At 73.9% G+C, this 22,972-nt stretch carries 24 protein-coding genes; 14 read left to right on the top strand and 10 right to left on the bottom strand.

The window, feature by feature from the left end; genetic code table 11:
* Positions 1-42: 42 nt before the first annotated feature.
* Entirely contained in the window at positions 43-483 is a 441-nt protein-coding gene (locus JQX11_RS11790) for a (deoxy)nucleoside triphosphate pyrophosphohydrolase (protein ID WP_088647516.1), read from the bottom strand.
* A gap of 182 nt (positions 484-665) precedes the next feature.
* Here JQX11_RS11790 and JQX11_RS11785 point away from each other — a divergent pair, with 182 nt between their 5' ends.
* Entirely contained in the window at positions 666-974 is a 309-nt protein-coding gene (locus JQX11_RS11785) for a 4a-hydroxytetrahydrobiopterin dehydratase (protein ID WP_088647517.1), read from the top strand.
* 160 nt (positions 975-1,134) lie between these two features.
* On the opposite strand, the gene JQX11_RS33365 is transcribed toward JQX11_RS11785, so the two are convergent.
* A complete protein-coding gene (locus JQX11_RS33365; RefSeq protein ID WP_204924974.1) occupies positions 1,135-2,352 on the bottom strand; it encodes a DUF4190 domain-containing protein in 1,218 nt (405 codons plus the stop codon).
* Between the two features lie 111 nt (positions 2,353-2,463).
* On the opposite strand from JQX11_RS33365, the gene JQX11_RS11775 reads away from it, so the two are divergent.
* Entirely contained in the window at positions 2,464-2,826 is a 363-nt protein-coding gene (locus JQX11_RS11775) for a PH domain-containing protein (protein WP_088647519.1), read from the top strand.
* A 37-nt stretch (positions 2,827-2,863) separates the two neighbouring features.
* Here JQX11_RS11775 and JQX11_RS11770 read toward each other — a convergent pair whose 3' ends face one another.
* Positions 2,864-3,229, bottom strand: coding sequence for a MerR family transcriptional regulator (locus JQX11_RS11770; protein ID WP_088647520.1), 366 nt, complete (start codon positions 3,227-3,229; stop codon positions 2,864-2,866).
* A 60-nt stretch (positions 3,230-3,289) separates the two neighbouring features.
* On the opposite strand from JQX11_RS11770, the gene JQX11_RS11765 reads away from it, so the two are divergent.
* The 3 genes from JQX11_RS11765 to JQX11_RS11755 all read left to right on the top strand — a co-directional run bounded on the left by JQX11_RS11765 (position 3,290) and on the right by JQX11_RS11755 (position 5,699).
* On the top strand, positions 3,290-4,183 hold the full coding sequence (locus tag JQX11_RS11765; protein WP_204924973.1) for an NAD(P)-dependent oxidoreductase: 894 nt from the start codon (positions 3,290-3,292) through the stop codon (positions 4,181-4,183).
* Positions 4,184-4,263: 80 nt separating this feature from the next.
* Positions 4,264-4,770: a GNAT family N-acetyltransferase gene (locus JQX11_RS11760; RefSeq protein ID WP_204924972.1), complete on the top strand. Its 507-nt coding sequence runs from the start codon at positions 4,264-4,266 to the stop codon at positions 4,768-4,770.
* A gap of 200 nt (positions 4,771-4,970) precedes the next feature.
* Positions 4,971-5,699: a class I SAM-dependent DNA methyltransferase gene (locus tag JQX11_RS11755; protein ID WP_204924971.1), complete on the top strand. Its 729-nt coding sequence runs from the start codon at positions 4,971-4,973 to the stop codon at positions 5,697-5,699.
* A gap of 57 nt (positions 5,700-5,756) precedes the next feature.
* Here the strand turns inward: JQX11_RS11755 and JQX11_RS33360 are convergent, their stop codons facing one another.
* Entirely contained in the window at positions 5,757-6,425 is a 669-nt protein-coding gene (locus tag JQX11_RS33360) for a GNAT family N-acetyltransferase (RefSeq protein WP_204924970.1), read from the bottom strand.
* A 456-nt stretch (positions 6,426-6,881) separates the two neighbouring features.
* Here JQX11_RS33360 and JQX11_RS11745 point away from each other — a divergent pair, with 456 nt between their 5' ends.
* Entirely contained in the window at positions 6,882-7,463 is a 582-nt protein-coding gene (locus JQX11_RS11745; RefSeq protein ID WP_204924969.1) for a Uma2 family endonuclease, read from the top strand.
* Between the two features lie 51 nt (positions 7,464-7,514).
* Here JQX11_RS11745 and JQX11_RS11740 read toward each other — a convergent pair whose 3' ends face one another.
* From JQX11_RS11740 to JQX11_RS11715, 6 genes are all read right to left on the bottom strand, one after another.
* Complete coding sequence (locus JQX11_RS11740) at positions 7,515-8,024, bottom strand: GNAT family N-acetyltransferase (RefSeq protein WP_204924968.1); 510 nt, start codon at positions 8,022-8,024, stop codon at positions 7,515-7,517.
* A 45-nt stretch (positions 8,025-8,069) separates the two neighbouring features.
* Positions 8,070-8,465: a PIN domain-containing protein gene (locus tag JQX11_RS11735; RefSeq protein WP_204924967.1), complete on the bottom strand. Its 396-nt coding sequence runs from the start codon at positions 8,463-8,465 to the stop codon at positions 8,070-8,072.
* Positions 8,462-8,701 (bottom strand): hypothetical protein, encoded by a 240-nt coding sequence (locus JQX11_RS11730; protein WP_145921637.1) that lies wholly within the window; start codon positions 8,699-8,701, stop codon positions 8,462-8,464. Before JQX11_RS11730 ends, JQX11_RS11735 begins: the two co-directional genes overlap by 4 nt.
* Before the next feature lie 69 nt (positions 8,702-8,770).
* Entirely contained in the window at positions 8,771-9,856 is a 1,086-nt protein-coding gene (ychF, locus tag JQX11_RS11725) for a redox-regulated ATPase YchF (RefSeq protein ID WP_088647525.1), read from the bottom strand.
* Positions 9,857-9,914: 58 nt separating this feature from the next.
* Complete coding sequence (locus tag JQX11_RS11720) at positions 9,915-10,649, bottom strand: Type 1 glutamine amidotransferase-like domain-containing protein (RefSeq protein ID WP_204924966.1); 735 nt, start codon at positions 10,647-10,649, stop codon at positions 9,915-9,917.
* A 70-nt stretch (positions 10,650-10,719) separates the two neighbouring features.
* Positions 10,720-11,181, bottom strand: coding sequence for a hypothetical protein (locus tag JQX11_RS11715; protein WP_204924965.1), 462 nt, complete (start codon positions 11,179-11,181; stop codon positions 10,720-10,722).
* A 143-nt stretch (positions 11,182-11,324) separates the two neighbouring features.
* Here JQX11_RS11715 and JQX11_RS11710 point away from each other — a divergent pair, with 143 nt between their 5' ends.
* The 8 genes from JQX11_RS11710 (at position 11,325) to valS (ending at position 22,901) form a co-directional block, all read left to right on the top strand.
* Positions 11,325-11,834, top strand: coding sequence for a SigE family RNA polymerase sigma factor (locus JQX11_RS11710; protein WP_204924964.1), 510 nt, complete (start codon positions 11,325-11,327; stop codon positions 11,832-11,834).
* Positions 11,831-12,418 (top strand): hypothetical protein, encoded by a 588-nt coding sequence (locus tag JQX11_RS11705; RefSeq protein ID WP_204924963.1) that lies wholly within the window; start codon positions 11,831-11,833, stop codon positions 12,416-12,418. Before JQX11_RS11710 ends, JQX11_RS11705 begins: the two co-directional genes overlap by 4 nt.
* A 111-nt stretch (positions 12,419-12,529) precedes the next feature.
* Positions 12,530-14,095, top strand: a complete 1,566-nt coding sequence (locus JQX11_RS11700) for a DNA-3-methyladenine glycosylase 2 family protein (RefSeq protein ID WP_204924962.1) — start codon at positions 12,530-12,532, stop codon at positions 14,093-14,095.
* The gene (locus JQX11_RS11695) at positions 14,092-14,619 is read left to right on the top strand and encodes a methylated-DNA--[protein]-cysteine S-methyltransferase (RefSeq protein WP_232377635.1); all 528 of its coding nucleotides are present in this window, start codon (positions 14,092-14,094) and stop codon (positions 14,617-14,619) included. The genes JQX11_RS11700 and JQX11_RS11695 overlap by 4 nt, the downstream gene beginning before the upstream one ends.
* 37 nt (positions 14,620-14,656) lie before the next feature.
* Positions 14,657-16,462, top strand: a complete 1,806-nt coding sequence (locus JQX11_RS11690; protein ID WP_204924961.1) for an ABC transporter ATP-binding protein — start codon at positions 14,657-14,659, stop codon at positions 16,460-16,462.
* A gap of 92 nt (positions 16,463-16,554) precedes the next feature.
* A complete protein-coding gene (locus JQX11_RS11685; protein ID WP_204925030.1) occupies positions 16,555-18,387 on the top strand; it encodes an ABC transporter ATP-binding protein in 1,833 nt (610 codons plus the stop codon).
* Between the two features lie 144 nt (positions 18,388-18,531).
* Positions 18,532-20,109, top strand: a complete 1,578-nt coding sequence (locus JQX11_RS11680) for a trypsin-like peptidase domain-containing protein (protein WP_204924960.1) — start codon at positions 18,532-18,534, stop codon at positions 20,107-20,109.
* Positions 20,110-20,285: 176 nt separating this feature from the next.
* On the top strand, positions 20,286-22,901 hold the full coding sequence (valS, locus tag JQX11_RS11675) for a valine--tRNA ligase (RefSeq protein WP_204924959.1): 2,616 nt from the start codon (positions 20,286-20,288) through the stop codon (positions 22,899-22,901).
* The last annotated feature ends 71 nt before the right edge of the window (positions 22,902-22,972 follow it).

The raw sequence follows: 22,972 nt of genomic DNA, 5'->3' as shown, positions 1-22,972 counted from the left end.
CCGTCGGCCCCCGTCGCCGTGTCGGCCGGGCACCCGCCGCCGTCAGCCGGCGGCCAGCAGCGGGCGGAGGGCGGCGACGATGGGCACGTCGGCGGGGAGCCAGGTGACACTGTGCAGTTCGTCGGCGGCGAGCCAGCGCATCGCGGAGTGTTCCAGCGCGCGGGGCTGGTCGCCGTGCAGCAGACGTGCCGCGTACACCTTCAGCACCGACCGGCCGTGGGCCATCCGGACGTCCCGGCCGACCCGGTCGCCGACCTCCACCCGGACGGCCAACTCCTCGGCGCACTCGCGGACCAGCGCCGCCGTCTCGCTCTCGCCCGGCTCGACCTTGCCGCCGGGGAACTCGAACATGCCGGCGACCTCGGGGGGCGCGGTACGCGCGCAGGCGAGCACCCGCCCGGCGGAGATGATCGCCGCTCCTACGACCACTCTCGGCTCACGCCGGTCGGTCGGTCCGTTTCCGCTACGCCGTTCGGTCTGCACGGGCGTCCAGCGTGCCAGATCAATCGTCGGTTTGGGTACCGTCGCCGACCGGTAGGCCAATAAGAGACGGAAGTGTGGGCGTGGACACACCGCCATGAGGCCGACAGACTGTTAACACCACGAGGACACGGGACGGCGACGATTTGGCCACAAGCCGGCAACGGCGCCTGGGAGGTGCGGTGATGCGCGCGCTGTTCACCAGTCGAAGCAAGCACGACTATCTCAGTGACGCCCTCACACTCCTGCACGGGTGGACCCGCGACGGAGAGCAGATCCGCCGCACCCTGGTCATGGACGACACCCAGCACGCGGCATTGACCGAGCGGGTCAAGGTCGTCGCGGACGCGCTGCGGCTGCGACCGGACATCAGCCGGCGGGACACCGAGACCCGCATCCGGGTCGGGCACGGCGACGGGGAACCGCTCACCGAGGGTGAGGTGCTGCTCGCCGCCCGGATCGAGGACGCGTACCGCGCGGTGATGGCGGACTGAACGCCCGGCGGCGACGCAGGCCCGCCCGCTTGCGCCATCGTCGACCCCCGTCGTCAGCCGTGTCCCCGCCGCCAGCCTAGAGCCGTTCGGGGCACGGACCGGTCGGCGGAACGTCCGACCCGTCCGCGCCGAGTGGCCGGAACACCACCCCTCGGTCGGCTCAGCGCATCGGCTCACCCTGCGCCGTCGGCAACCCCAGCGCCTGGCGTACGGCCAGCTCGGTGGCCGGGTCCGGATGCTGCCCGGCCTGCGCGACCACCTGGAGCAGCCGGCCCCGGTCGGGTTCGCCGTCGGCGTCCCGCCAGGTCGGCTCGTCCTGCTCCATCTCGGTGAGCAGCCGCTCCATCGCCGGGCGGACCGCCTCCGGCCAGGTCTCCCGGCGCAGCCGGAACCACATGTCGGTGTGGATGGTCTCGGCCCGCCGCACCGCGTCCCGCAGCCCGGCCGGGGTGCTGGTCGGCGCGCTGGCCACCAGGGCGGCCCGCACCTGCGTCCAGTCCCGGCTGGCCAGCAGGTAGCCGAGCTGCGCCGGGTCGAGCACCGTGGTGTCCATCCGCAGCGACCGGGACAACCCGCCCGGGGCGGTCAGGTAGCAGGTGATGGTGGGGTCGGTGGACCAGTCGACCCGGGTCGGCAGGTACCAGCTCAGCCGCACCTCGGCCGGCAGGCCCAGCGGGTCCACCACGTAACTGCGCTGCCGCTGACGGCAGAGCGTCTCGGCCCGCTGGGAGAGCACCGCCGCGCCGGGGTACCGCTCGTCGGCGGAGCGCTCGTAGGCGGGGAAGTCGTCGACGTACTCGGCGTGGTGCGGGGTGTCGCAGGCGACCCGGGTGACCTCCTCGGGCGCGGTCCGGCTGGCGGTGGCGCCGGACGGCACCCGGAAACAGTCCCCCACCCGCAGCCCGCGTAGCCCGGGGTCCGGGTCGGACCCGGTCATCGTGACGCCCAGGGCCACCAGGCCGGCCAGCACCCAGCCACCGAGCAGCACCAGCCCGGCGATCACCAGGCCCCGGCCCCGCTCGCCGTCCCGCCTGATCCGGCGCAGCGCGAAGCCGGCGGTGACCGGCGCCAGCACCCCGCCGAGCAGGCCCAGCACCAGCGTGACCACGGCCAGCCGGTTCAGCCGGCCCCGGGCGGCGGGACGCTGCGGCCACGGCTCCCAGTCGGGCACGGCACCCGACGCCCGGCCCGCCTCCGCGTCCCCGGTGCCACCCGGGGCCGGGTTCGGTGATGCCGCAGGGGACGGGGGCGCGTCGGCACCGGTGGGGGACGGGGTCGCCGCGTCGGCCGGGGCCGCGTCGTCGGCGCCGACCGAGGTGTCCGGCGGCTCCGGCCGCGACTCGTCGGCGGGCTGCGTCTCGGAACGTTCGCTGGTCACACCGCTTCCCTCCCCCGTCGCCCGCGTCCGGCCAGGCATGGGGAGACTAGTCGACCGGGCTGACGGACGGGCACCGGCCGACACTGGCGCCCACTTCCTACCGTGGAACCCATGGCAAATGTGACGTACGACCGCAAGGAGCAGTTCCAGCAGATCCGCAGTGGACTGCTCGACGGGGAACAGATCATCGCCGTCTACGACGCCATCGGCACCGGCACCGGGTTCATCGGCCTGACCGACCGGCGGGTGATCATCCAGGACCGCTCGTTCGTGGGCAAGAAGTTCGCGATCACCAGCATCCCGTACTCGAAGATCACCAGCGTGAGCGTGGTGAGCAACAAGTCGTGGGGCGGGGAGTTCTTCTCCACCGGCGCGATCGCCGTGCACGTCGGCACCCACACCTACGAGGTGGAGTTCCGGGGCGCGCAGAAGAGCCACCACGTGCACAACGTGATCCTGCACTACATCTCCTGACCACCGGCCCGCCCGCCGACGTGTCCCGGCGGCCGGCTCACGGCCGCCGGGCGGGACCACCCGTGGCGATCAGGGCGTCGAGGATGTCCCGGGCCGCGGTGAGCCGCTGGATGGACGCGGTGATCCGGGCCCGTTCCCCGGCCAGGCCGTCGAGCAGTTCGGGGCAGGTGGGGGCGAGCACCGTGGTGTCGTCCGGCACGCAGGGCAGGATCTCGGCGATCACGGCCGTACCGAGCCCGGCCGAGAGCAGCAGCCGGATGTGCCGCACCGTGGTCAACGCCTGCTCGCCGTAGTCGCGGTAGCCGCTCGGCCGCCGTTGCGGCCGCAGCAGGCCCTGCTCCTCGTAGTAGCGCAGGGCCCTGGTGCTCACCCCGGCCCGCCGGGCCAGTTCACCGATCCGCATGCCGCACAGCAGACCGCGGACTTGACCTTCACGTCAACGAGAAGGTCTACCGTCCCCGGCATGAGCGATCGACAACTCACGCACCGTACGCCGGTGGCGGTGCTCGGCCTGGGTCCGATGGGCCGGGCGCTCGCCGCCACCCTGATCTCCGCCGGGACCCCGACGACCGTCTGGAACCGTACGCCGGAGCGGGCCGGCCCCCTCGTCGCGCTCGGCGCGACGGCCGCGCCGACCGTCACCGGGGCGGTCCGGGCCGCCCCCGTCGTGATCACCTGCCTGCGGGACCCGGCGGCGGTCGACGCCGTGCTGGCCGCCCACGACGACTGGGCCGGTCGCACCCTCGTCGACGTCACCACCGGCCGACCGGACGAGGCGCGGGCGCTGGCGGACTGGGCCGCCGGGCAGCGGGTCGACCTGGTGAAGGGTGCCATCCTCACCCCGACGCCGACCATCGGCACACCCGCCGCCACGGCCCTGTGGTGCGGCAGCCGGTCCGGCTTCGACGCCGTCCGGTCCGTCCTGGCGGCGTTCGGCGGCACCCCCGGATACCTCGGCCCGGACCCGGGCGCGGCGGCGGCGTACGACATGGCGTTGCTCGACCTGTTCGGCACGGCGGTCAGCGGCCTGACCCACGCCTTCGCGCTGGCCTCGGCCGAGGGCATCGCCCCCCGGTCGTTCGCCCGGTACGCGGCCGGGATCGCCCCGATGCTGGCCGAGATGACGGCCCGCTTCGCCGACCAGCTCACCGAGGACCGGTTCCCCGGCGACCGGTCCACCGTCGCCTCGGCCGGCGCGGGCCTCGGCCACGTCATCGCGACCACCGACGCCCACGGGATCGACTCCGGGGTGTTGCGCGCCGCCCGGTCGGTCGTCGAGCAGGCGATCGCCGCCGGTCACGGCGATGACGGCCTCGCCCGGCTGGCCCGGTCCCTCGCCCCGGCCCGCCCCGCCTGACCCCCGCGGCGGGTCGGCCTTTGGAATACTCGGGCGCATGCGGACGGGTCTCCACAGTGGCCGGCGGGAGCGGGTGCGGCGTGTTCCTGCGTGACGTGCTGGCCACCGACGTCGAGGCGTACCAGCGGATGCGCTGCGACCCGGCGATGATGGCCGAACTCGGCGGACCGCTGCCGGCCGCCCACGTGGCCCGGCAGGTCCGCCGGGACGCCCGACTCGCCGCCGACGGCGTCGCGCTGATCAAGATGATCGTGGTGGACGACGCGGTCGCCGGCACCGTCACCCTCTGGCGCGGGCCGGACGACGAGGCGGTCACCGAGATCGGCTGGATGGTGCTGCCCGAGTTCCAGGGCCGGGGCCTGGCCAAACGCGCCGTCCGGGCGCTGCTCGACCAGGCCCGCACCGAGGGGCGGGCGGACACCGTGCACGCCTTCCCGGCGGTCACCAACGGGCCGTCGAACGCCATCTGCCGGGCGCTCGGGTTCAGTCTGCTCGGCGAGGAGGACGTCGAGTTCAACGACCACGTCATCCGCACCCGGCACTGGACGCTCGACCTGACCCACCCGGAAACCGGGTTGCCCCGCTGACCGGCCCGCTGCTTGGCTGGGGACGAAGCCGACCGGAGGGAGCAGACGACATGTCGTACGCCACGAGGTCCACCCAGGCGCCCACCATCGACCAGCAGCGGGAATCGAGGCTTCGTGACCACCAGCACCACCACGGCAGTGACGGCGCGACCATGCGCCGGTGACACCGGACCGGCCGGCACCCCGAACGGGGGTCGCTGATGTCGGTGTTCGATGATCCGGGCCACTTCGGCAGGATGTGGGCCGACAGGTACGACAGCCCCGGCAACCCCGACCCGGGCCCGGCGGTGGACTTCCTCGCCGAGCGGGCCGGCGACGGGCGGGTGCTCGAACTCGCCGTCGGGACGGGTCGGGTGGCGTTGCCGCTCGCCGCCCGGGGCGTACCCGTCGACGGGGTGGAGGCGTCACCGGAGATGGTGGCGAAGCTGCGCGCCAAGCCCGGCGGCGACAGCATGCCGGTGACCGTCGGCGACATGGCCGACGTGCCGGTGACAGGCCCGTACCGGCTGGTCTACCTGGTGTTCAACACCCTGTTCAACCTGGTCCGTGCCGAGCGGCAGCAGGACTGCTTCCGCAACGTGGCCCGGGTGCTGGTCCCCGGCGGCGAGTTCGTCGTCGAGGCGTTCGTGCCCGACGCGGCCACCTTCGACCGGGACGAACAGGTGCAGATGCGGTCGGTGACCGAGGACTCGGCCACCATCCGGCTGCACCAGTACGACCGGGCGGCGCAGACCTTCGTCCGGCAGACCGTCACCTTCGACCGCGACGGCGTGCACCTGGAGCCCTTCGCGATGCGCTACTGCTGGCCGGAGCAGATCGACGAGCTGGCCCACCGGGCCGGCCTGCGGCTCGTCGCCCGGTACGCCGACTGGCACCGGCACCCGTTCGACGACACCAGCACGTCGCACATCTCGGTCTACCGCCGCTGAGGGGTGGACCGGCCGGGGTCGGGGCGCACTGTCCCGACCCCGGGGTGTGCCGGCGTACTACAGCCGTTTGATCATGCGGATGGCGGTGGCCTCGAAGCCCATCTGCTCGTAGAGCGCCCGCGCGCCGTTGTTGAAGCCGAAGACGTTCAGCCCGATGGCGACCACCCCCAGCTCCCGGCACAGCCGCTCGGCGGCCTCGATGATCGCCCGGCCGTGGCCCCGGCGGCGCAGCTCCTCGCGCACCGCGAAGTCGTAGCCGAAGGCGTGCAGGCCGTCGGACTTCTGCTCCAGGTGCAGCCAGAGCCGACCGACCTCGGCGTCGCCGTCGTACGCCGTCCACAGCCGGTGCCCCTCGGTGGCCAGACCGTCGGGCAGCAGACCCTGGAAGTCCTGTCGGGCCTTCTCCCGCGCCTCCGGCAACGGCATCGCCCCGGAGGCGACGATGTCGCGCGCATAGTCCTCCTCGGCGTGTTCGCGGTAGCGGAGGTACTGCTCGTCGGTCATCGGTTCCAGTCGCAACGTCACGCCGTCACGGTAGGCCCGCACCGCCCCGGCCCGCTGCCCGCGACGGGGTGACGCGCGGCTCACCCGGGCGTCGTCCAGTTCGCCTGCCACCGGCCACCCCTCCTCGTCGACCTGGAAGAGGAAGTCGTGCCCGTCGGCGAGCACCGCGTCCGCGTAGGTCGGGTCGTTCTGGATGAGCACCGGTTCGGTGCCGATGCGCACGAACGGAACGACGTCGCCGTCGCACTCCGTCAATGATGCGCAGCGCAGCCCCGGCCAGCCGAGTTCCGGGCGGGAGCCCCGCGGCGAGGGCCGGTACGCCCCCCATCGCCATGCGCGGGTATTCGAGGTCGTCGTCGGCGATCTCGAATCCCTCGCGCAGCAGCACCGACACCTCACGACCGCCGGTCCAGGGCGCGGAGTCCGCAGGGAGCGTCAGGAGGTAGCGGTGCGTCGCCAGCACCGGGTGGGACTCGATCGCGACCGGCGGTGCGCCACCGATCCGCCCGCCGGTCCGACCGTCCGGCAGCGCGGGCGTCAACGTCGTGACCATGGCCCGACCGTACCGGCGGGCTCGGACGTCGATGCGGAACTCCACCGCGTTCCGTGGCGGAGCAGAGCCCGGGCGAGCGAGCACAGGAGGCCGGGACCGCGACTACCGAATGCTACGGTGACGGCATGACTGCGGTGCCCGAGTGGATGCGGCCGCCCCGCCCGGAGGGGTGGTACGCAGACGACCTCGACACGCTCGCCGAGGCACCCCGTCACACCGAACTGATCGACGGAGCGCTCGTCTTCATGATGTCCCCCCAGCGGGTCTGGCACGCCCGGACGGTCACCGCGCTGGTGAACGCCCTGACCAACCAGGCGCCCCCAGGCGTCGAGGTCGACAGGGAGATCACGATCCGACTCGACAGATGGAACCGTCCCGAGCCCGACCTCCTGGCAGCGGCAGCACCTTACGACCCGTCGCGGACCTTCTACACACCTGAGGAGACCCTCCTGGTCGTGGAGGTGGTGTCGCCGGAGTCGGCCCACCGCGACCGTACGGTCAAGCTGCGCAAGTACGCGGAAGCCGGCATCGCCAACTACTGGCGCGTCGAGGAGGAGGACGGATCACCGGTGGTCCACGCCTACGAACTCGACGAGCCCACCCGGTCGTATGTGCCGGCCGTGATCCATCGACACGGCCTGCGCACCACGACGCCGTTCGAGATCACACTCGATCTGGACGGGCTGGTGCCGGCCCGCAAGGCCTGAGGGTGGCGACCACCACACGCTGGAGCGAACCACATCGGATCCCGTCGCCGGTCACCGCGACGGTGGCTCGGGAGCGCCCAGATTCAGGAACATCACGTGCAGCCCCACCAGGCCGTGCTCGGGGTGGTCGAACGCCTCGGGGACGGTGGTGAGCACCTCGAAACCCAACGAACGCCACAGCCGGACCGCGACCTCGTTCGACTCGACGACCGCGTTGAACTGGATGCTCCGGTAGCCTGCGGCCCGCGCCCAGCCGACGACGTGCTCGCCGAGGGCGCGACCGACGCCACGACCGGAATGCCGTGGGTCGACCATGAAACTGGCCGTTGCCACATGTGCGCCGCGACCGGGCCGGTTCGGACCCATCTTCGCGCTGCCGAGAACGGTCGGCCCGTCGACCGCGACGACGGTGCGCCCCGGAGGGGACTCCATCCACCACCCACGGGCCTGCTCCAGGGACAGGTTCCCGGGGAACGCGTACGAGCGGCCCTGCGCCACGATCTCGCTGAAGAAGGGGTAGATCGTAGGCCAGTCGCCGTCCTCGGCGTCTCGGATCGTCACCGGATCACCGTAGGACCGGTCGATAGGCCCGACAACGCGATTCACCTACAGCGCTATGGTCCGAACCTGCCGCCCGCACAGCTTGACCATGTCGTCGACATCGGATGTCAGGAGCGCCACCGGTGCGGGTAGCCGTAGCGCCACCTCGGCGACCATGGCGTCGATGGCGTACCTGTGCCCATGCAGCCCTGCCGCCTTGAGTAGCGCAGCACTGCGACGGGCACTCTCCTTCGTCACCGCCTCCACCCGGATCCGGGACAGCAACCAGTTCAGCCGCGCGATGTCCACACCGGGGTGGGAGACCTCGATGATCGTGGCCGCCGACATGGCGAGATCGACCCCGTCCCGCTCCGCCTGCTCCAGCAGGCGCATCACCTTTCGATCCTGGTCGATCCACCCTGAGAAGCCCTGCGAGTCGAGCACGAGCGACTCAAGGCTCACGCCGCACGCCCGATCTCCTCGGTCCCGTGCAGGAGCGCCCGAGCCTCGGCCATTTCCTCGTCAGTGAACGCCCCCAGGTCGCCTTGGTAGCGATCCAACTCCTCCCGGAGAAGTCTGCGCCGCTCGGCCCGCTCGGCCAGCTCGGTGAGGTAGCCGGAGACGTTGTCGGTGTGCGTCTTCATGCTCTCCAGCAGCTCTGCCGGCAGCGTGATCGTGACCTTCTTCGTCCTCGCCATCGATCGACCATACCATGGTGTTACCGCCGCCGAGCGAACCGATCCGATGCGGTAGAGGTTGGACCGGAATCAGACGTTGAACCGGAACTCCACCACGTCGCCGTCCTGCATGACGTACTCCTTGCCCTCGATCCGGACCTTGCCGGCGGCCTTCGCCGCCGCCATCGAACCGGCCGCGACCAGGTCGTCGTAGGAGACCACCTCGGCCTTGATGAAGCCGCGCTGGAAGTCGCTGTGGATCACCCCGGCGGCCTCCGGGGCGGTCGCGCCGACCGGCACGGTCCAGGCCCGTGCCTCCTTCGGCCCCGCCGTGAGGTACGTCTGGAGCCCGAGCGTGCGGAAGCCGACCCGGACGAGCTGGTCCAGCCCCGGCTCGGACTGCCCGATCGACTCCAGCAGCTCGCGGGCCTCCTCCTCGGGCAGGTCCACCAGCTCGGATTCGATCTTGGCGTCCATGAAGACGGCCTCGGCGGGGGCCACCAGGGCGCGCAGCTCGTCGAGGAAGGCGGCGTTGCCCAGTTCGGCCTCGTCGACGTTGAAGACGTAGAGGAACGGCTTCGTGGTGAGCAGGTGCAGCTCCCGCAGGTGCTCCAACTCGATCTTGGCGGCGGCGGCACCGGCGTACAGGGTGGTGCCGCCGTCGAGCACCTCGACGGCCTGCTTCGCGGCGGTCACGGCGGCGGCCCGGTCCTTGCGGAGCTTGGCCTCCTTCTCCAGCCGGGGCAGCGCCTTCTCCAGGGTCTGCAGGTCGGCGAGGATCAGCTCCGTGTTGATCGTCTCGATGTCGTCGGCGGGCGAGACCTTGCCGTCGACGTGCACCACGTTCGGGTCGGAGAAGGCCCGCACCACCTGGCAGATGGCCGAGGCGTCCCGGATGTTCGCCAGGAACGCGTTGCCCCGGCCCTGCCCCTTCGAGGCCCCCCGGACCAGGCCGGCGATGTCGACGAACGACACCGGCGCGGGCAGTACCTTCTGCGACGAGAAGATCTCGGCGAGCTTGTCGAGCCGCGCGTCCGGCAGCCCCACCACGCCGACGTTGGGCTCGATCGTGGCGAACGGGTAGTTCGCCGCGAGCACGTCGTTCTTGGTCAACGCGTTGAACAGGGTGCTCTTGCCGACGTTGGGCAGGCCGACGATGCCGATGGTGAGACTCACGACGGGCCAGCTTACGCCGTCACCCGGCAGGCGACCCCGTCGGCACCGCCGGGACAGCTCAGGCGGTGAGCAACCGGGGTTCGATCCGGGTCTCCCGCACCCCGCCGGCACCGTCCGCCACCACCTCGTACGCGGCCACCCCGGGCCGGTCGGCGACCGCCTCGGCCAGCCGGGTGCCCCGGTAGACCAGCCCCACCCCGTCGTCGGTGCAGTGGCTGGCCGGCAGCGTGCCGTCGGCGACCAGCCGGTGCAGCAGCGGCCGGCGCTGCGCCTCGCTGTCGTAGTGCACCCCGTTGCCGTACGGCAGCCAGCCCAGGCCGTCGGCGTAGGCGCGCAGCTCCCGGCCGTAACTGTCGGTGGGGCCACCGACGTGCCAGCAGATCGAACCGGCGGAGACGCCGCCGAGCACCACCCCGGCCTCCCAGCACTCGCGCAGGATCTCCGGCAGCCCGTGCACCCGCCACACCGCGCACAGGTTGGCCACGCTGCCGCCGCCGACCCAGATGATGTCCTGGCCCAGCAGGTGCGCCCGGACGTCCTCGACGTTGGGCATCGGGAACAGCGCCAGGTGCGAGGGGCGGTAGCGGGTGCCGGCGAACGCGCCGTGGAAGACCGTCAGCGCGGTGGGCTGGTCGCCGACGGCCTGGTTGAGGTAGCAGATCCGCGGCTCGTCGGCCTGCGCCAGCCCGGCCATCAGGTCGAAGACCGGCCCGGGGGCGGCGTCCCACGGGCCCCGGTTGCGGCTGGCGAAACCCATGCTGGTGGCGACGATCGTCGGCTCGATGGCGGGCATGCTTGTCCCTTCTGCGGCTGGCTCCGCTGCCATCCTGCGCCACCGCCGTCCCCCGGCCCGCCGACCGGGGTCACCCGGCGAGTCGCCAGCCCGCCCCGCCGTCGGCCACCCCGGGCAGCTCGCCGGCCGCCGCGAGCGGCAGGGTGAGCCGGTCCCGGGCGCTCGGGCCGGCCCGCTCCGACTCGCCGAGCATCCAGCGCACCTCGTCGACCGTCCAGCCCAGTGCCCGTCGGCCGGCGATCTCCCGGACCAGCCGTCGGCCGACCCGGGTGTCGTCGTCGTAGAACCGCATGCACCAGTGGTGCGCCCACATGCCCAGCGCCCGCAGGCCGGCCGCGTCGAGGGAGCCGACGAGCCGGCCGCAGGCGGTGTCGGCGAACGGCCGTGCCGGATCGTCGGCCCGGTCCCGCTCGATCGCGCCGAAGGCGGCCGGCGCGACCACCCGCATCCGGTCGTAGAGGCCCTGCGCGGCGGCGTCGTCCAGCCGCCCCCGCCCTGACCGAGGGTCACCCCGCCCGGTCACGCTCGCCATCGCCGCACCCTTTCTGGAGTTGGTGCCGGGACGCTACCGACCACTACCGACACTTTCCGAGCCGGAAACTGATCCCGGCGACCGGGATAGGCGGGGTGAGCTGGGGCGTCTGTATCGGTGACAGACAACGACGGGGAGGGTGGGTGGACGAGGACGATCGGGCCCGGCTGGCCGAGTTCGTGGCCAGCCGGGCACCGGCCCTGATGCGGGTCGCGTACCTGCTCACCGGGGACCGGCACGCCGCCGAGGACCTGTTCCAGTCGGCGCTGGCCAAGACCATTCCGAGGTGGCGTGACCTGCGCCACACCGACCCGGAGGGCTACCTGCGCACGGTCATGTACCGGGAGCAGGTCAGCTGGTGGCGACGGCTGCGCCGGTACCGGGAGACGCTGCACACCGGCGTCGACGACCGGACCGGACCGGACCTCTTCGGCGGCACCGACGTACGGCTGGCGATGCGGGCCGCGCTGCGCGCGCTGCCGGCGGCCCAGCGCACGGTCGTGGTCCTGCGCTACTACGAGGACCTGACCGAGACCCAGGTGGCCGCCGCGCTCGGCTGCTCGGTCGGCACCGTGCGCAGCCGCACCCACCGGGCCGTGGCCCGGCTGCGGCAACTCCTGCCGGACATCGAACTGCTGGAGGTACGGCGGTGACCACGCCCCTTGAGAACCTCATCCGCGCCACCCTCTCCGACCTCGCCGAGGAGGCACCGACAGTGCACGACCACCTGAACCGGGCGGAACGCCGGGCCCGGTCCCGCCGCCGCGTCACGATCACGATGAGCGCGGCGGGGGTCCTCGCCGCCATGCTGATCGCCACCCCGCTGGCGATGGCCGCCAGCAGTGGCGGGGACGCCCCGCCCGCCGCACCGGCCTCGACGCCGAGCGGGCCGCCCGCCGCACCCGTCCCGGCAACGGTGACCGAACCCCGCGTCGACCAGGGTGTCCGGACCGGCCGCGGCGCGCCGGCACCGGCCCGGAGCACCATTCCCGCATCGCCGGGCAAGCCGGCCCCGACGGCCGTACCCGCGTCGCCTGCGCCGTCCACTCCGGCACCGCCCGCCATCCCCGCGTCGCCCGCTCCGGCGACGACCGCCGTACCCGCGTCGCCTGTTCCGGCGTCGCCCGCGCCACGCGTCGACGGACCGCGCACCGGGCCGGTCACCGCACCGGCGCCCGCCCGCAGCGCACCGCCCGTCGACCAGGGGCCCGCGACCGGCCCCGTTCCCGCGCGCTGAGCACCACCTCCCCACCCCGGGACGGCCGGGGTGGGGAGGTCACCGCCGCCCGCACGCTCAGGTCCGATTCCCGCGAGCTACCGCCGGTGAGCTGCGGGCATGATCGGTGGCGTGGAGTTGGACTTCGAACGGTGCTACCGCGCCGTGGACAGCCGTGACCAGCGGTTCGACGGCTGGTTCTACACGGGCGTCACGTCGACCGGAATCTACTGCCGGCCGTCCTGCCCGGCGATCACGCCGAAGCGGCGTAACGTCCGTTTCTTCCCGTCGGCAGCCGCCGCGCAGGGGGCCGGCCTGCGGGCCTGCCGCCGGTGCCGGCCGGACGCCGCGCCCGGCTCACCGCAGTGGGACGTCCGCGCCGACGTGGTGGGTCGCGCCATGCGGCTCATCGCCGACGGGGTGGTCGACCGGGACGGCGTACCCGGGTTGGCCGCCCGGCTGGGCTACACGCAACGGCACCTGCACCGGATGCTCCGGGCGGAGCTGGGTGCCGGGCCACTGGCGCTGGCGCGGGCCCAACGCGCCCAGACCGCCCGGACGCTGATCGAGACGACCGGGCTGGGCCTCGCGGAGGTGGCGTTCGCGGCCGGGTTCGGCAGCGTACGGCAGTTCAACGACACCGTCCGCCAGGTGTACGGGACGGTGCCGTCGCAGTTGCGTACCGGACGGGGCGGTCCGCCGACGCCGGGCGGGGCGGGCACGATCACGCTGCGGCTGGCGTACCGGCCGCCGCTGCACGCCGCCGCCCTGCTGGGGTTCCTGGCCGCCCGGACGCTGCCCGGGCTGGAGGAGGTGCGCGACGGGACGTACCGCCGGGGGTTGCGGCTGCCGCACGGCCCGGCGCAGATCGCGCTGACGCCGACGACCGGGTACGTCGTGGCGACGTTGCGCCTGGCCGACCTGCGGGACCTTGCCCCGGCGGTGGCCCGCTGCCGTCGCCTGTTCGACCTGGATGCCGACCCGGAGGCGGTCGACCAGACGCTGGCCGCCGATCCGGCCCTGGCCGGGATAGTCGCCGCCGAACCCGGCGTGCGGGTACCCCGGGCGGTGGACGGTTTCGAGATGGCGCTACGGGCCATCATCGGCCAACAGGTCTCCCTGTCCGCCGCCCGCACCACCCTCACCCGCCTCCTCACCCACACTCCCCGCCCAGCCCCCAGCCCCGGCTCCGACCCTGGCCCCGGTGATCAAGAGGTTTGCGTCACGGAGAGCGCTTCCCGGCGACGCAAACCTCTTGATCACCCCGCCGAAGCGGGCGGGGGCCGCGAGACGGGCGGGGGCGGGGCGGACGGGTGGGGGGTGTGGGGGTTTCCGGGGGCGGAGGAGGTGCTGGGGTTGCCGGATGCGGCGTTCGGGATGCCGGCCGCCCGACGGGAGACGATCCGCGCGCTGGCCCGCGCCGTCGCCGCCGGGGAGGTCGACCTGGAACCGGGCGGCGACCGGGCGGAGACGGTACGACGGTTGACCGCGCTGCCCGGGATCGGCCCGTGGACCGCCGGCTACCTGGCCATGCGGGCCCTCGGCGACCCCGACGTCCTGCTCCCCACCGACCTCGCGGTACGCCGGGGCGCCGCCGCCCTCGGCCTGCCGGCCACCCCCACCACCCTGGACACGTACGCCGACCGCTGGCGGCCCTGGCGGTCGTACGCGGCGATCAGACTCTGGAGAGCGGCATGACGACCCTCGGCACCACCACCATCGGCACGACCACCATGGACACCCCGACCGGCCCGCTCAGCGTGCTCGTCGACCCGGACGGCGCGGTCCGGGCCGCCGGGTTCACCGCCGACCCGGACAGCCTGCTGACGCTGGTGCACCCGAGCCTGCGTGGCCCGCTGGAGCCGTACGCCGACCTCGGCCCGGTGACCGCCGCCGTCCGCGCCTACCTCGACGGGGACCTGACCGCGATCGACGGGGTGCCGGTGCGGCAGCACAGCGGCGGGGCGTTCCAGGCCCACGCCTGGGCCGTGCTGCGCGACGTCAAAGCGGGCGAGCCGGTCACCTACACCGGGTACGCCGCGCTGGCCGGCCGGCCCGCCGCGGTGCGGGCGGCGGCCGCCGCCTGTGCCCGTAACGCCGCCGCCCTCTTCGTGCCCTGCCACCGGGTGCTGCGCACCGACGGCACCCTCGGCGGCTACCGGTACGGGCTGCCGGTGAAGCAGTGGCTGCTCGGTCACGAGCGGCGGCTGACGGCAAGCTGACAGCCGCATCGACGCCGTTCGACGCTACCGTCGGGTAGTGCCTGCGCAGCGCGACGGCGACCCGGCCCCGAGGGCGGACGGTCGGGTCCGGTCGCTGCGCAACCTCTGGCGGCTGCGCCGCTACCTGCGACCGTACGCCGCCGCGTACGTCCTGCTGCTGGCGGCGGCGTTGGCCGCCACCGGGGCGGGCCTGGCCGTACCCCTGCTGGTGCAGCGGGTGGTGGACGGGCCGGTCGCCCGGCACGAACCGGCGGGGCTGCTCCGTCTCGGCGGGCTGGCCCTGCTGCTCGGCCTGGTCGAGGCAGTGTTGATCTTCATCCGACGGTGGAGCCAGTCCTCCTCCTCGGTCGGCATGGAGGCGACCATCCGCGCCGACCTCTACGCCCACCTGCAACGCCTGCCGGCCGGTTTCCACGACCGTTGGCAGTCCGGGCAGCTGCTGTCCCGGGCGATCAGCGACCTGTCGGTGCTACGCCGGTTCCTCTCCTTCGGGCTGCTGTTCCTGGTGCTCAACGTGGTCACCTACGTCGCCGTGGTGATCCTGCTGATCCGCCTGCACGGGCCGCTGGGACTGCTGGTGGCGGCCAGCGCGGTGCCGCTGTTCCTGATCAGCCGCCGGTTCGGCAGGCACTACCACACCTCGTCGCGGCGGATGCAGGACCAGCAGGGTGACGTGGCCACCCTGGTCGAGGAGACCGCGCAGGGGCTGCGCACCATGAAGGCGTACGGGCGGGGGCCGGAGCTGGCCGACCGGTTCGCCGGGCGGGCCCGCGCGCTGCACGACACCGGCGTGGCCAAGGGGGCGCTGCTGGCCGGCGCGTCGGCCCTGTTCGACCTGGTGCCCAACCTGACCCTGGGCGCGACGCTGGTCGGCGGCGCGACGCTGGTCGCCCGGGGCGCGCTGACCATCGGGGAGTTGGTCGCCTTCGTCAGTCTCCAGCTCATGCTGATCTGGCCGGTGCAGTCGCTCGGCTGGATCATCGCCAACGGGCAGGAGGCGGCCACCGCCGCCGACCGCATCCAGGAGGTGCTGGACACGCCGCCGTCGATCGTGGACGCCCCGGACGCCGTACCGCTGGCCCGCTCGGCGGTGCGCGGCCGGCTCCGCTTCGAGGGGGTGTCGTTCCGCTACCCGGGCAGCGCCGAACCGGTGCTGCGGGAGATCGAACTGACCGTCGAGCCGGGCGAGACGCTGGCCCTGGTGGGGGCGACCGGCTGCGGCAAGAGCACCCTGCTCTCCCTGGTGCCCCGGCTGCACGACGTCAGCGGTGGCCGGATCACCCTGGACGGGCACGACCTGCGCGGGGTACGTCTGGACGCGCTGCGCCGGCTGGTCGGGGTGGCCTTCGAGGAGCCGACGCTGTTCTCCATGTCGGTCTGGGAGAACCTCACCCTGGGCTGCCCGGACGCCACCGACGACGAGGTCCGGGCCGCGCTGGCGCTGGCCCAGGCCGACTTCGCGTACGACCTGCCGTGGGGGTTGGCGACCCGGGTGGGCGAGCAGGGCCTGTCGCTCTCCGGCGGGCAGCGGCAACGGCTGGCGCTGGCCCGCGCGGTGCTCGGCCGGCCGGCGCTGCTGGTCCTCGACGACCCGCTCTCCGCCCTGGACGTGCACACCGAGGCGCTGGTCGAGGCGGCGCTGCGCCGGGTGCTGCGGGACACCACCGCGCTGCTGGTGGTGCACCGGCCGTCGACGGTCGCGCTGGCCGACCGGGTGGCGCTGCTCGACGGGGGCCGGATCACCGCCGTCGGCCGGCACTGCGACCTGCTGGCCACGGTGCCGGCGTACCGGGCGGTGCTCGCCGCCGAGCCCACGCCGGCACCGGGCCTGGTGCGCTCGTGATCCGCCGGCCGCCCCGGCAGCAGGGCCCGGCCGGGGGCGACGGCCGCCACGGGCGACACGGCACCGCCGGGGGCGACGGCCGGGCCGCCGCGCTGGCGCACTGGCGGGGGCGGGCCACCGACCCGGACGCCGACCGCAGCCGGGCCGAGGACGACTCCCCGGAGGCGGTGGCCCGGCTGCGGGAGCGTAGCCGGGCGCTGCTGCGTGACCTGCTCCGCCCGCACCGACGGTCGCTCGGCGTGGCGGTGGGCCTGCTGCTGGCCCAGAACGCCGCCGCGATGGCCGGGCCGTACCTGGTCATGCTCGGCATCGACCGGGCGGTGCCGCCGCTGCGCGCCGGTGACCCGGGTCCGTTGGCCGCCGTCGCGGGCGCGTTCGCCGTCGCGGCCCTCACCGAGTACGCCGCCCGGCGCAGCTACCTCACCCGCTCCGCCCGGATCGGCCAGGCCGTCCTGCTCGACCTCCGCCAGCGGGTGTACGGCCACCTGCTGACCCTCTCGGTCGGCTTCCACGAGCGCTACACCTCCGGTCGGGTGGTGTCCCGGCTCACCAGCGACGTCGACTCCATCGCCGAGCTGGTCGACGGGGGGATCGACACCCTGGTCGCCGCCGCGCTGTCGGTGCTGTCGGTGGCCGCCATCCTGCTCTGGCTGGACCTGCCGCTGGCGGCGGTGACCCTGCTGGCGTTCCCGTTCCTGTTCTGGCTGTCCCGCTGGTTCGCCCACGCCTCGGCCCAGGCCTACCGGCACAGCCGGGAGGCGGTGGCGCTGGTGATCGTCCACTTCGTCGAGTCGCTGCGCGGCATCCGGGCGGTGCAGGCGTTCCGCCGTGAGCCGCGCAACCAGGAGATCTTCGAGGCGGTCAACGACGAGTACCGGCGGGCCAGCCTGCACGGGTTCCGGCTGATCGCCACGTACTCACCGGGGATCAAGGTGATCGGCAACGTCACGGTGGCCACGGTGCTCGGGTACGGCGGCTGGCGGGTGCTGGGCGGCGACACCGCGGTGGGGGTGCTCGCCGCGTTCCTGCTCTACCTGCGCCGGTTCTTCGACCCGATGCAGGAGCTGAGCCAGTTCTACAACTCCCTCCAGTCGGCGACCGCCGCCCTGGAGAAGCTCGCCGGGGTGCTCGACGAACGACCGGGGGTGCCCGAACCGGCCGCACCGGTGCCGTTGCCGGCCGGGCCGGGGCGGGGCGCGGTGACGTTGCGTGCCGTCTCCTTCGGTTACCGGCCGCAGACGCCGATCCTGACCGGGCTGGACCTGGCCGTGCCGGCCGGGCAGACGGTGGCCCTGATCGGCCCGACCGGTGCCGGCAAGTCGACGGTGGCGAAGCTGCTCGCCCGCTTCCACGACCCGGACGCCGGCACGGTCGAGCTGGACGGGGTCGACCTGCGGGACCTGTCCGACGCCGAGCTGCGGCGCGCGGTGGTGCTGGTGACCCAGGAGAACCACCTGTTCGGCGGCACGGTGGCGGAGAACATCCGGTTCGGCCGGCCGGACGCCTCCGACGCGGCGGTGCAGGCGGCGGCGCGGGCGATCGGCGCGCACGACTTCATCGCCGCCCTGCCCGACGGGTACGCCACCGAGGTGCACCGGCGCGGCGGGCGGCTCTCCGCCGGGCAGCGGCAGCTCGTCGCGTTCGCCCGCGCGTTCCTGGCCGACCCCCGGGTGCTGATCCTGGACGAGGCGACGTCGTCGCTGGACGTGCCGACCGAGCGGCTCGTGCAGCAGGCGCTGGCCAGCGTGCTGCGGGACCGCACCGCGCTGGTGATCGCGCACCGGCTCTCCACGGTGGAGACCGCCGACCGGGTGCTGGTCGTCGACTCCGGACGGATCGTCGAGGACGGCCCACCGGCCCGGCTCGCCGCCACCGGCGGCCGGTACGCCACGCTGCACCGGCAGTGGCGCGAGTCGCTGAGCTGATCCGGTCCGCCGGGACCACCGGTGGCTCACCGGGCGGATAGACTCTGCCCGCATCGACGGGCCCCACCCCGCTTCCACCGGTCCGACCGGTCGGGCGGGCGCGGCGGGGCCGGTCGCGTCGCCGGCATACGGGGAGGTTGCGGCGTGCGGATCCGTGGACGAGTGGTGCTGGCGGCGGCGCTGGCGCTGAGCACGGTGGGGACGGCCGGGGTGGCGTTGGCCGTGGACCGGGGCGCCGCTCCGGCCGGCGAACCGGCAGGGGGCACCTGGGCGGCCGGGGCGGTCCCGGTCGCCGGGCAGGCCCGCGCGGCGACCCGCGCCGACGCCGGTGGGCGGGCCGCGACGCCTGCCGCACCGCGGCCGGCACCGGTGGCGAGCCGCCCGGCGGCCCAGGTCGCGCAGGCCGCCCCCGCCTCGGTGAGCTACCTCAGCGACCGTTACCGGGTCGGCCCCGACGAGGCCGCCCGCCGGTTGGCCCTCCAGGAGCTGTCCGCGCCGCTGGCCGACACCCTGGCCGCCCGTTTCCCCGACGCGTACGCCGGGATGTGGCTGGACCAGGCCGGCGGCGGGGTGCTCACCATCGCCGCCACCGACCCGGCCCGGGTCACCGAGGCGGTCGCCGGGCTGCCGGACGCCCGGCACGTCACCGTCGTGCCGGTCCGGCACTCACGGCGGGACCTGGACGCGGCGGCGACCCGGCTGGCCGGGACGCTGGGCGTCACCGCCGGGCGGGACGTGGTGGTCGACGAGCGGGCCAACGAGGTGCTGGTGCTCACCGGCGACGCGGTGCCCGCCGACGACGCCCGGCTGGCCGGCGCGCTCGACACGGCCGGGGTGCCGGCGCGGATCCGGGCCCGGTTCGACGCGGGCACGATCCCCAAGGCGTGCGACCCGCGCTACTGCGCGCAGGCGCCGATGCGCGGCGGCATCCGGCTGGACGTGCCCCGCGACGACGGCACCGTCGGCGGCTGCACCACCGGCTTCAACGTCCGGGCGAAGTCGGGGCGGTACTACGTGCTGACCGCCGGGCACTGCGTGGTGGGCGGCCGGCACCAGCGCGTCGACGACACCTGGCACCAGTTCCTCGGTCCGAAGGTGCCGGTGGGCCTGGAGTCGACCAACCCGGTGCTGGCCGAGAACGAGTTCCCCCACGACTACGCGATCCTGCCCTACGCCAAGGGGGCCAGCACCCGTTGGGCGTACCCGAGGCGCGGTGCCGGCAGCAACACCCCGAGCCTGGTCAACTACTGGTGCGTGGCCGACAACCCGGCCTGCGCCGGCAGGGGCAGCCGCGACGTGCCGATCACCGGCGTCACGCCGTACGCCACCGTGCAGGCCGGCTGGGTGGTCTGCGCCACCGGCTCGGCGTACACCCCGAAGGCCGGTGAGCAGTACGTCGACTCGGGCGCCGGGGCCGGTTACCTGCCGGGCACCCGCTGCGGCGAGGTCATCGGCAAGGCCGGCGGCGGCATCGACGTGCGGGTGTGCGCCCGGCCGGGGGACAGCGGCGGCCCGCTGTTCACCGAGTCCGACGGGCGGGCGCTGGGCATCCTCAGCAACGGTGACCCCGGCGAGGGGCCCTGCACCAACCCCGACGAGAAGAACACCTACGCGTCGGTCTCGGTGATCCTCGACCGGGTCAACGACCGCACCGGGCTCGACTTCCAGATCGCCACCCAGGGACCGCTGCTCGCCCCGCCCACCGGCTCCTCGAACCGGTAGGTCGCCCGGCCCGGCCAGCGGGCGCGTCCGGGCGACGGTTCCCGGTTGGCGGTTCCCGGTTGGCGGCTCGTTTAGCCGGCGGGCGGGCCCGGGGTGCGCCGGGCATCCGGTGCGGTGCCGCCGGCACGCCCGGTAAAGCCGTGGGCGAGAGGTCGACGGCTGCCTACGATCGACCGATGACTGATACGGCGAGGACGGCCCGCGCCGGTGTTCCCGAACGTCCCACCCTGGACGGCATCGAGGAACGCTGGGCGCGCCGCTGGCAGGAGGAGGGCACGTACGCGTTCGACCGGGAGAAGGCGACCGTAGCGGGTCGCGGGTCGACGGTGGGGACCCCGCGTCGGCACGGTCGCGGCGACGACGTGTACGCCATCGACACTCCGCCGCCGACCGTATCCGGCGAGCTGCACATGGGGCACGTCTTCTCCTACACGCACACCGACACGGTGGCCCGGTTCCAGCGGATGCGCGGGCGCAACGTGTTCTACCCGATGGGCTGGGACGACAACGGCCTGCCCACCGAACGCCGGGTGCAGAACGTCTACGGGGTGAGCTGCGACCCGTCCCTGCCGTACGACCCGGCGTGGCAGCCGCCCGACGCCCCGGTCACCGAGGCCCGGCGTCGGGAGCCGACGCCGATCTCCCGCCGCAACTTCGTCGAGCTGTGTGAACGGTTGACCGCCGACGACGAGCAGGTCTTCGAGGCGCTCTGGCGGCGGCTCGGGCTGTCCGTGGACTGGTCGTTGACGTACACCACGATCGGGCGGGCGGCGCGGGCCACCTCGCAGCGGATGTTCCTGCGCAACCTGGCCCGGGGCGAGGCGTACCAGGCGCAGGCACCGACGCTGTGGGACGTCGGGTTCGGCACCGCCGTGGCGCAGGCGGAACTGGAGGACCGGGAGCGTCCGGGGGCGTACCACCGGCTGCGGTTCACCGGGCCGGACGGGCGGGAGGTGCTGATCGACACCACCCGGCCGGAGCTGCTGCCGGCCTGTGTGGCGGTGGTCTGCCACCCCGACGACGAGCGGTACGCCGACCTGGTGGGCGCGACCGTGCGTACCCCCGTGTTCGGGGTCGAGGTGCCGGTGCGCGCGCACCCGCTGGCGGACCCGGGCAAGGGCACCGGCGTCGCGATGGTCTGTACGTTCGGTGACCTGACCGACGTGACCTGGTGGCGGGACCTCGACCTGGCGACCCGGGTGGTGATCGGCAGGGACGGCCGGCTGCTGGCCGAGCCGCCGGACGGCGTGCCGGTCGGACCCTACGCCACGCTTTCCGGGCAGTCGGTCAACGCCGCCCGGCGGGCCGTCGTGGAGTCGCTGCGCGACGCCGGTGACCTGGTCGGCGAGCCGCGCGAGATCACCCATCCGGTGAAGTTCTACGAGCGCGGCGACCGGCCGTTGGAGATCGTCTCGACCCGGCAGTGGTACCTGCGCAACGGCGGTCGGGACACCGGGCTGCGGACGGAGCTGCTGGCCCGGGGCGACGAGCTGCGCTGGGTGCCGGAGCACATGGGGCACCGGTACGCGCACTGGGTGGGCGGGCTGACCGGGGACTGGCTGGTCAGCAGGCAACGCTTCTTCGGGGTGCCGGTGCCGGTGTGGTACCGGCTCGACGCCTTTGGCGAGCCGGACCATGCCAACCCTCTCACACCGGACGAGGCGTCGCTGCCGGTCGACCCGTCGGGTGAGCCGCCGCCCGGCTACGACGAGTCGCAGCGCGGCGTGCCCGGCGGGTTCGTCGGCGACCCGGACGTGCTGGACACGTGGGCCACCTCGTCGTTGACCCCGCAGATCGTCGGCGGTTGGGAGACCGACCCGGAGTTGTTCGACCGGATCTTCCCGATGGACCTGCGCCCGCAGGGGCAGGAGATCATCCGGACCTGGCTCTTCGGCACGGTCGTGCGTGCCCACCTGGAGCACGGGGTGCTGCCCTGGCGGGACGCGGTGCTCTCCGGCTGGATCCTCGACCCGGACCGCAAGAAGATGTCCAAGTCCAAGGGGAACGTGGTCACCCCGATGGCGCTGCTGGAACAGCACGGCTCGGACGCGGTGCGCTACTGGGCGGCCAACGGCCGGCCCGGCATGGACCTGGCCTTCGACCCGGCGCAGATCAGGGTGGGTCGGCGGCTGGCCACCAAGCTGCTCAACGCGTCGAAGTTCGCGTTGGGGCTGGGCGCCGCCGACGCCCTGCGCACCCCGGCGACCACCCCGTTGGACACCGCCCTGCTCGCCGAGCTGTCCACCGTGGTCGCCACCGCGACCGCCGCCTTCGACGGGTATGACCACACGGCCGCCCTACAGGCCACCGAGGCGTTCTTCTGGCGGTTCTGTGACGACTACATCGAGTTGGTGAAGGAACGCGCCTACGGCACCGGGCCGGGTGCCGACTCGGCCCGGGCGGCGCTCGCCACCGCCCTGTCGGTGCAGTTGCGGTTGTTCGCCCCGGTGCTGCCGTACGTGACCGAGGAGGTCTGGTCGTGGTGGCGGTACGGCTCGGTGCACCGGGCCCCCTGGCCGACCACCTACGAGGTGGGGCGGGCGATCACCGGCACCGGTGACCCGGCCCTGCTGCGGCTGGCCGGGGACGCGCTGGGCCAGGTCCGGCGGGCCAAGTCCGAGCGCAGGCTGTCGATGCGGGCGGAGGTCCCGCTGGCCGAGGCGCTGGGCCCGGCCGGCCTGCTCGACCAGCTCACCCTGGTCGCCGACGACGTGCGCGCCGCCGGCCGGATCACCACCCTCGACCTGCTCCCCGACCGCGCCCCCGAACTCGTCATCGCCAGCGCATTCTGACGCGGGCCGACGGGTCGGCGCTAGATCGCCGGTGTGGCGGTATCCAGTCGCCTGGATGCCGCCACACCGGC

The sequence above is a fragment of the Micromonospora humida genome, assembly GCF_016901255.1.
Lineage (GTDB): Bacteria > Actinomycetota > Actinomycetes > Mycobacteriales > Micromonosporaceae > Micromonospora > Micromonospora wenchangensis.
The sequence above is the reverse complement of the archived record's forward strand: the minus strand, read 5'-3'. Positions and strand labels throughout refer to the sequence as shown.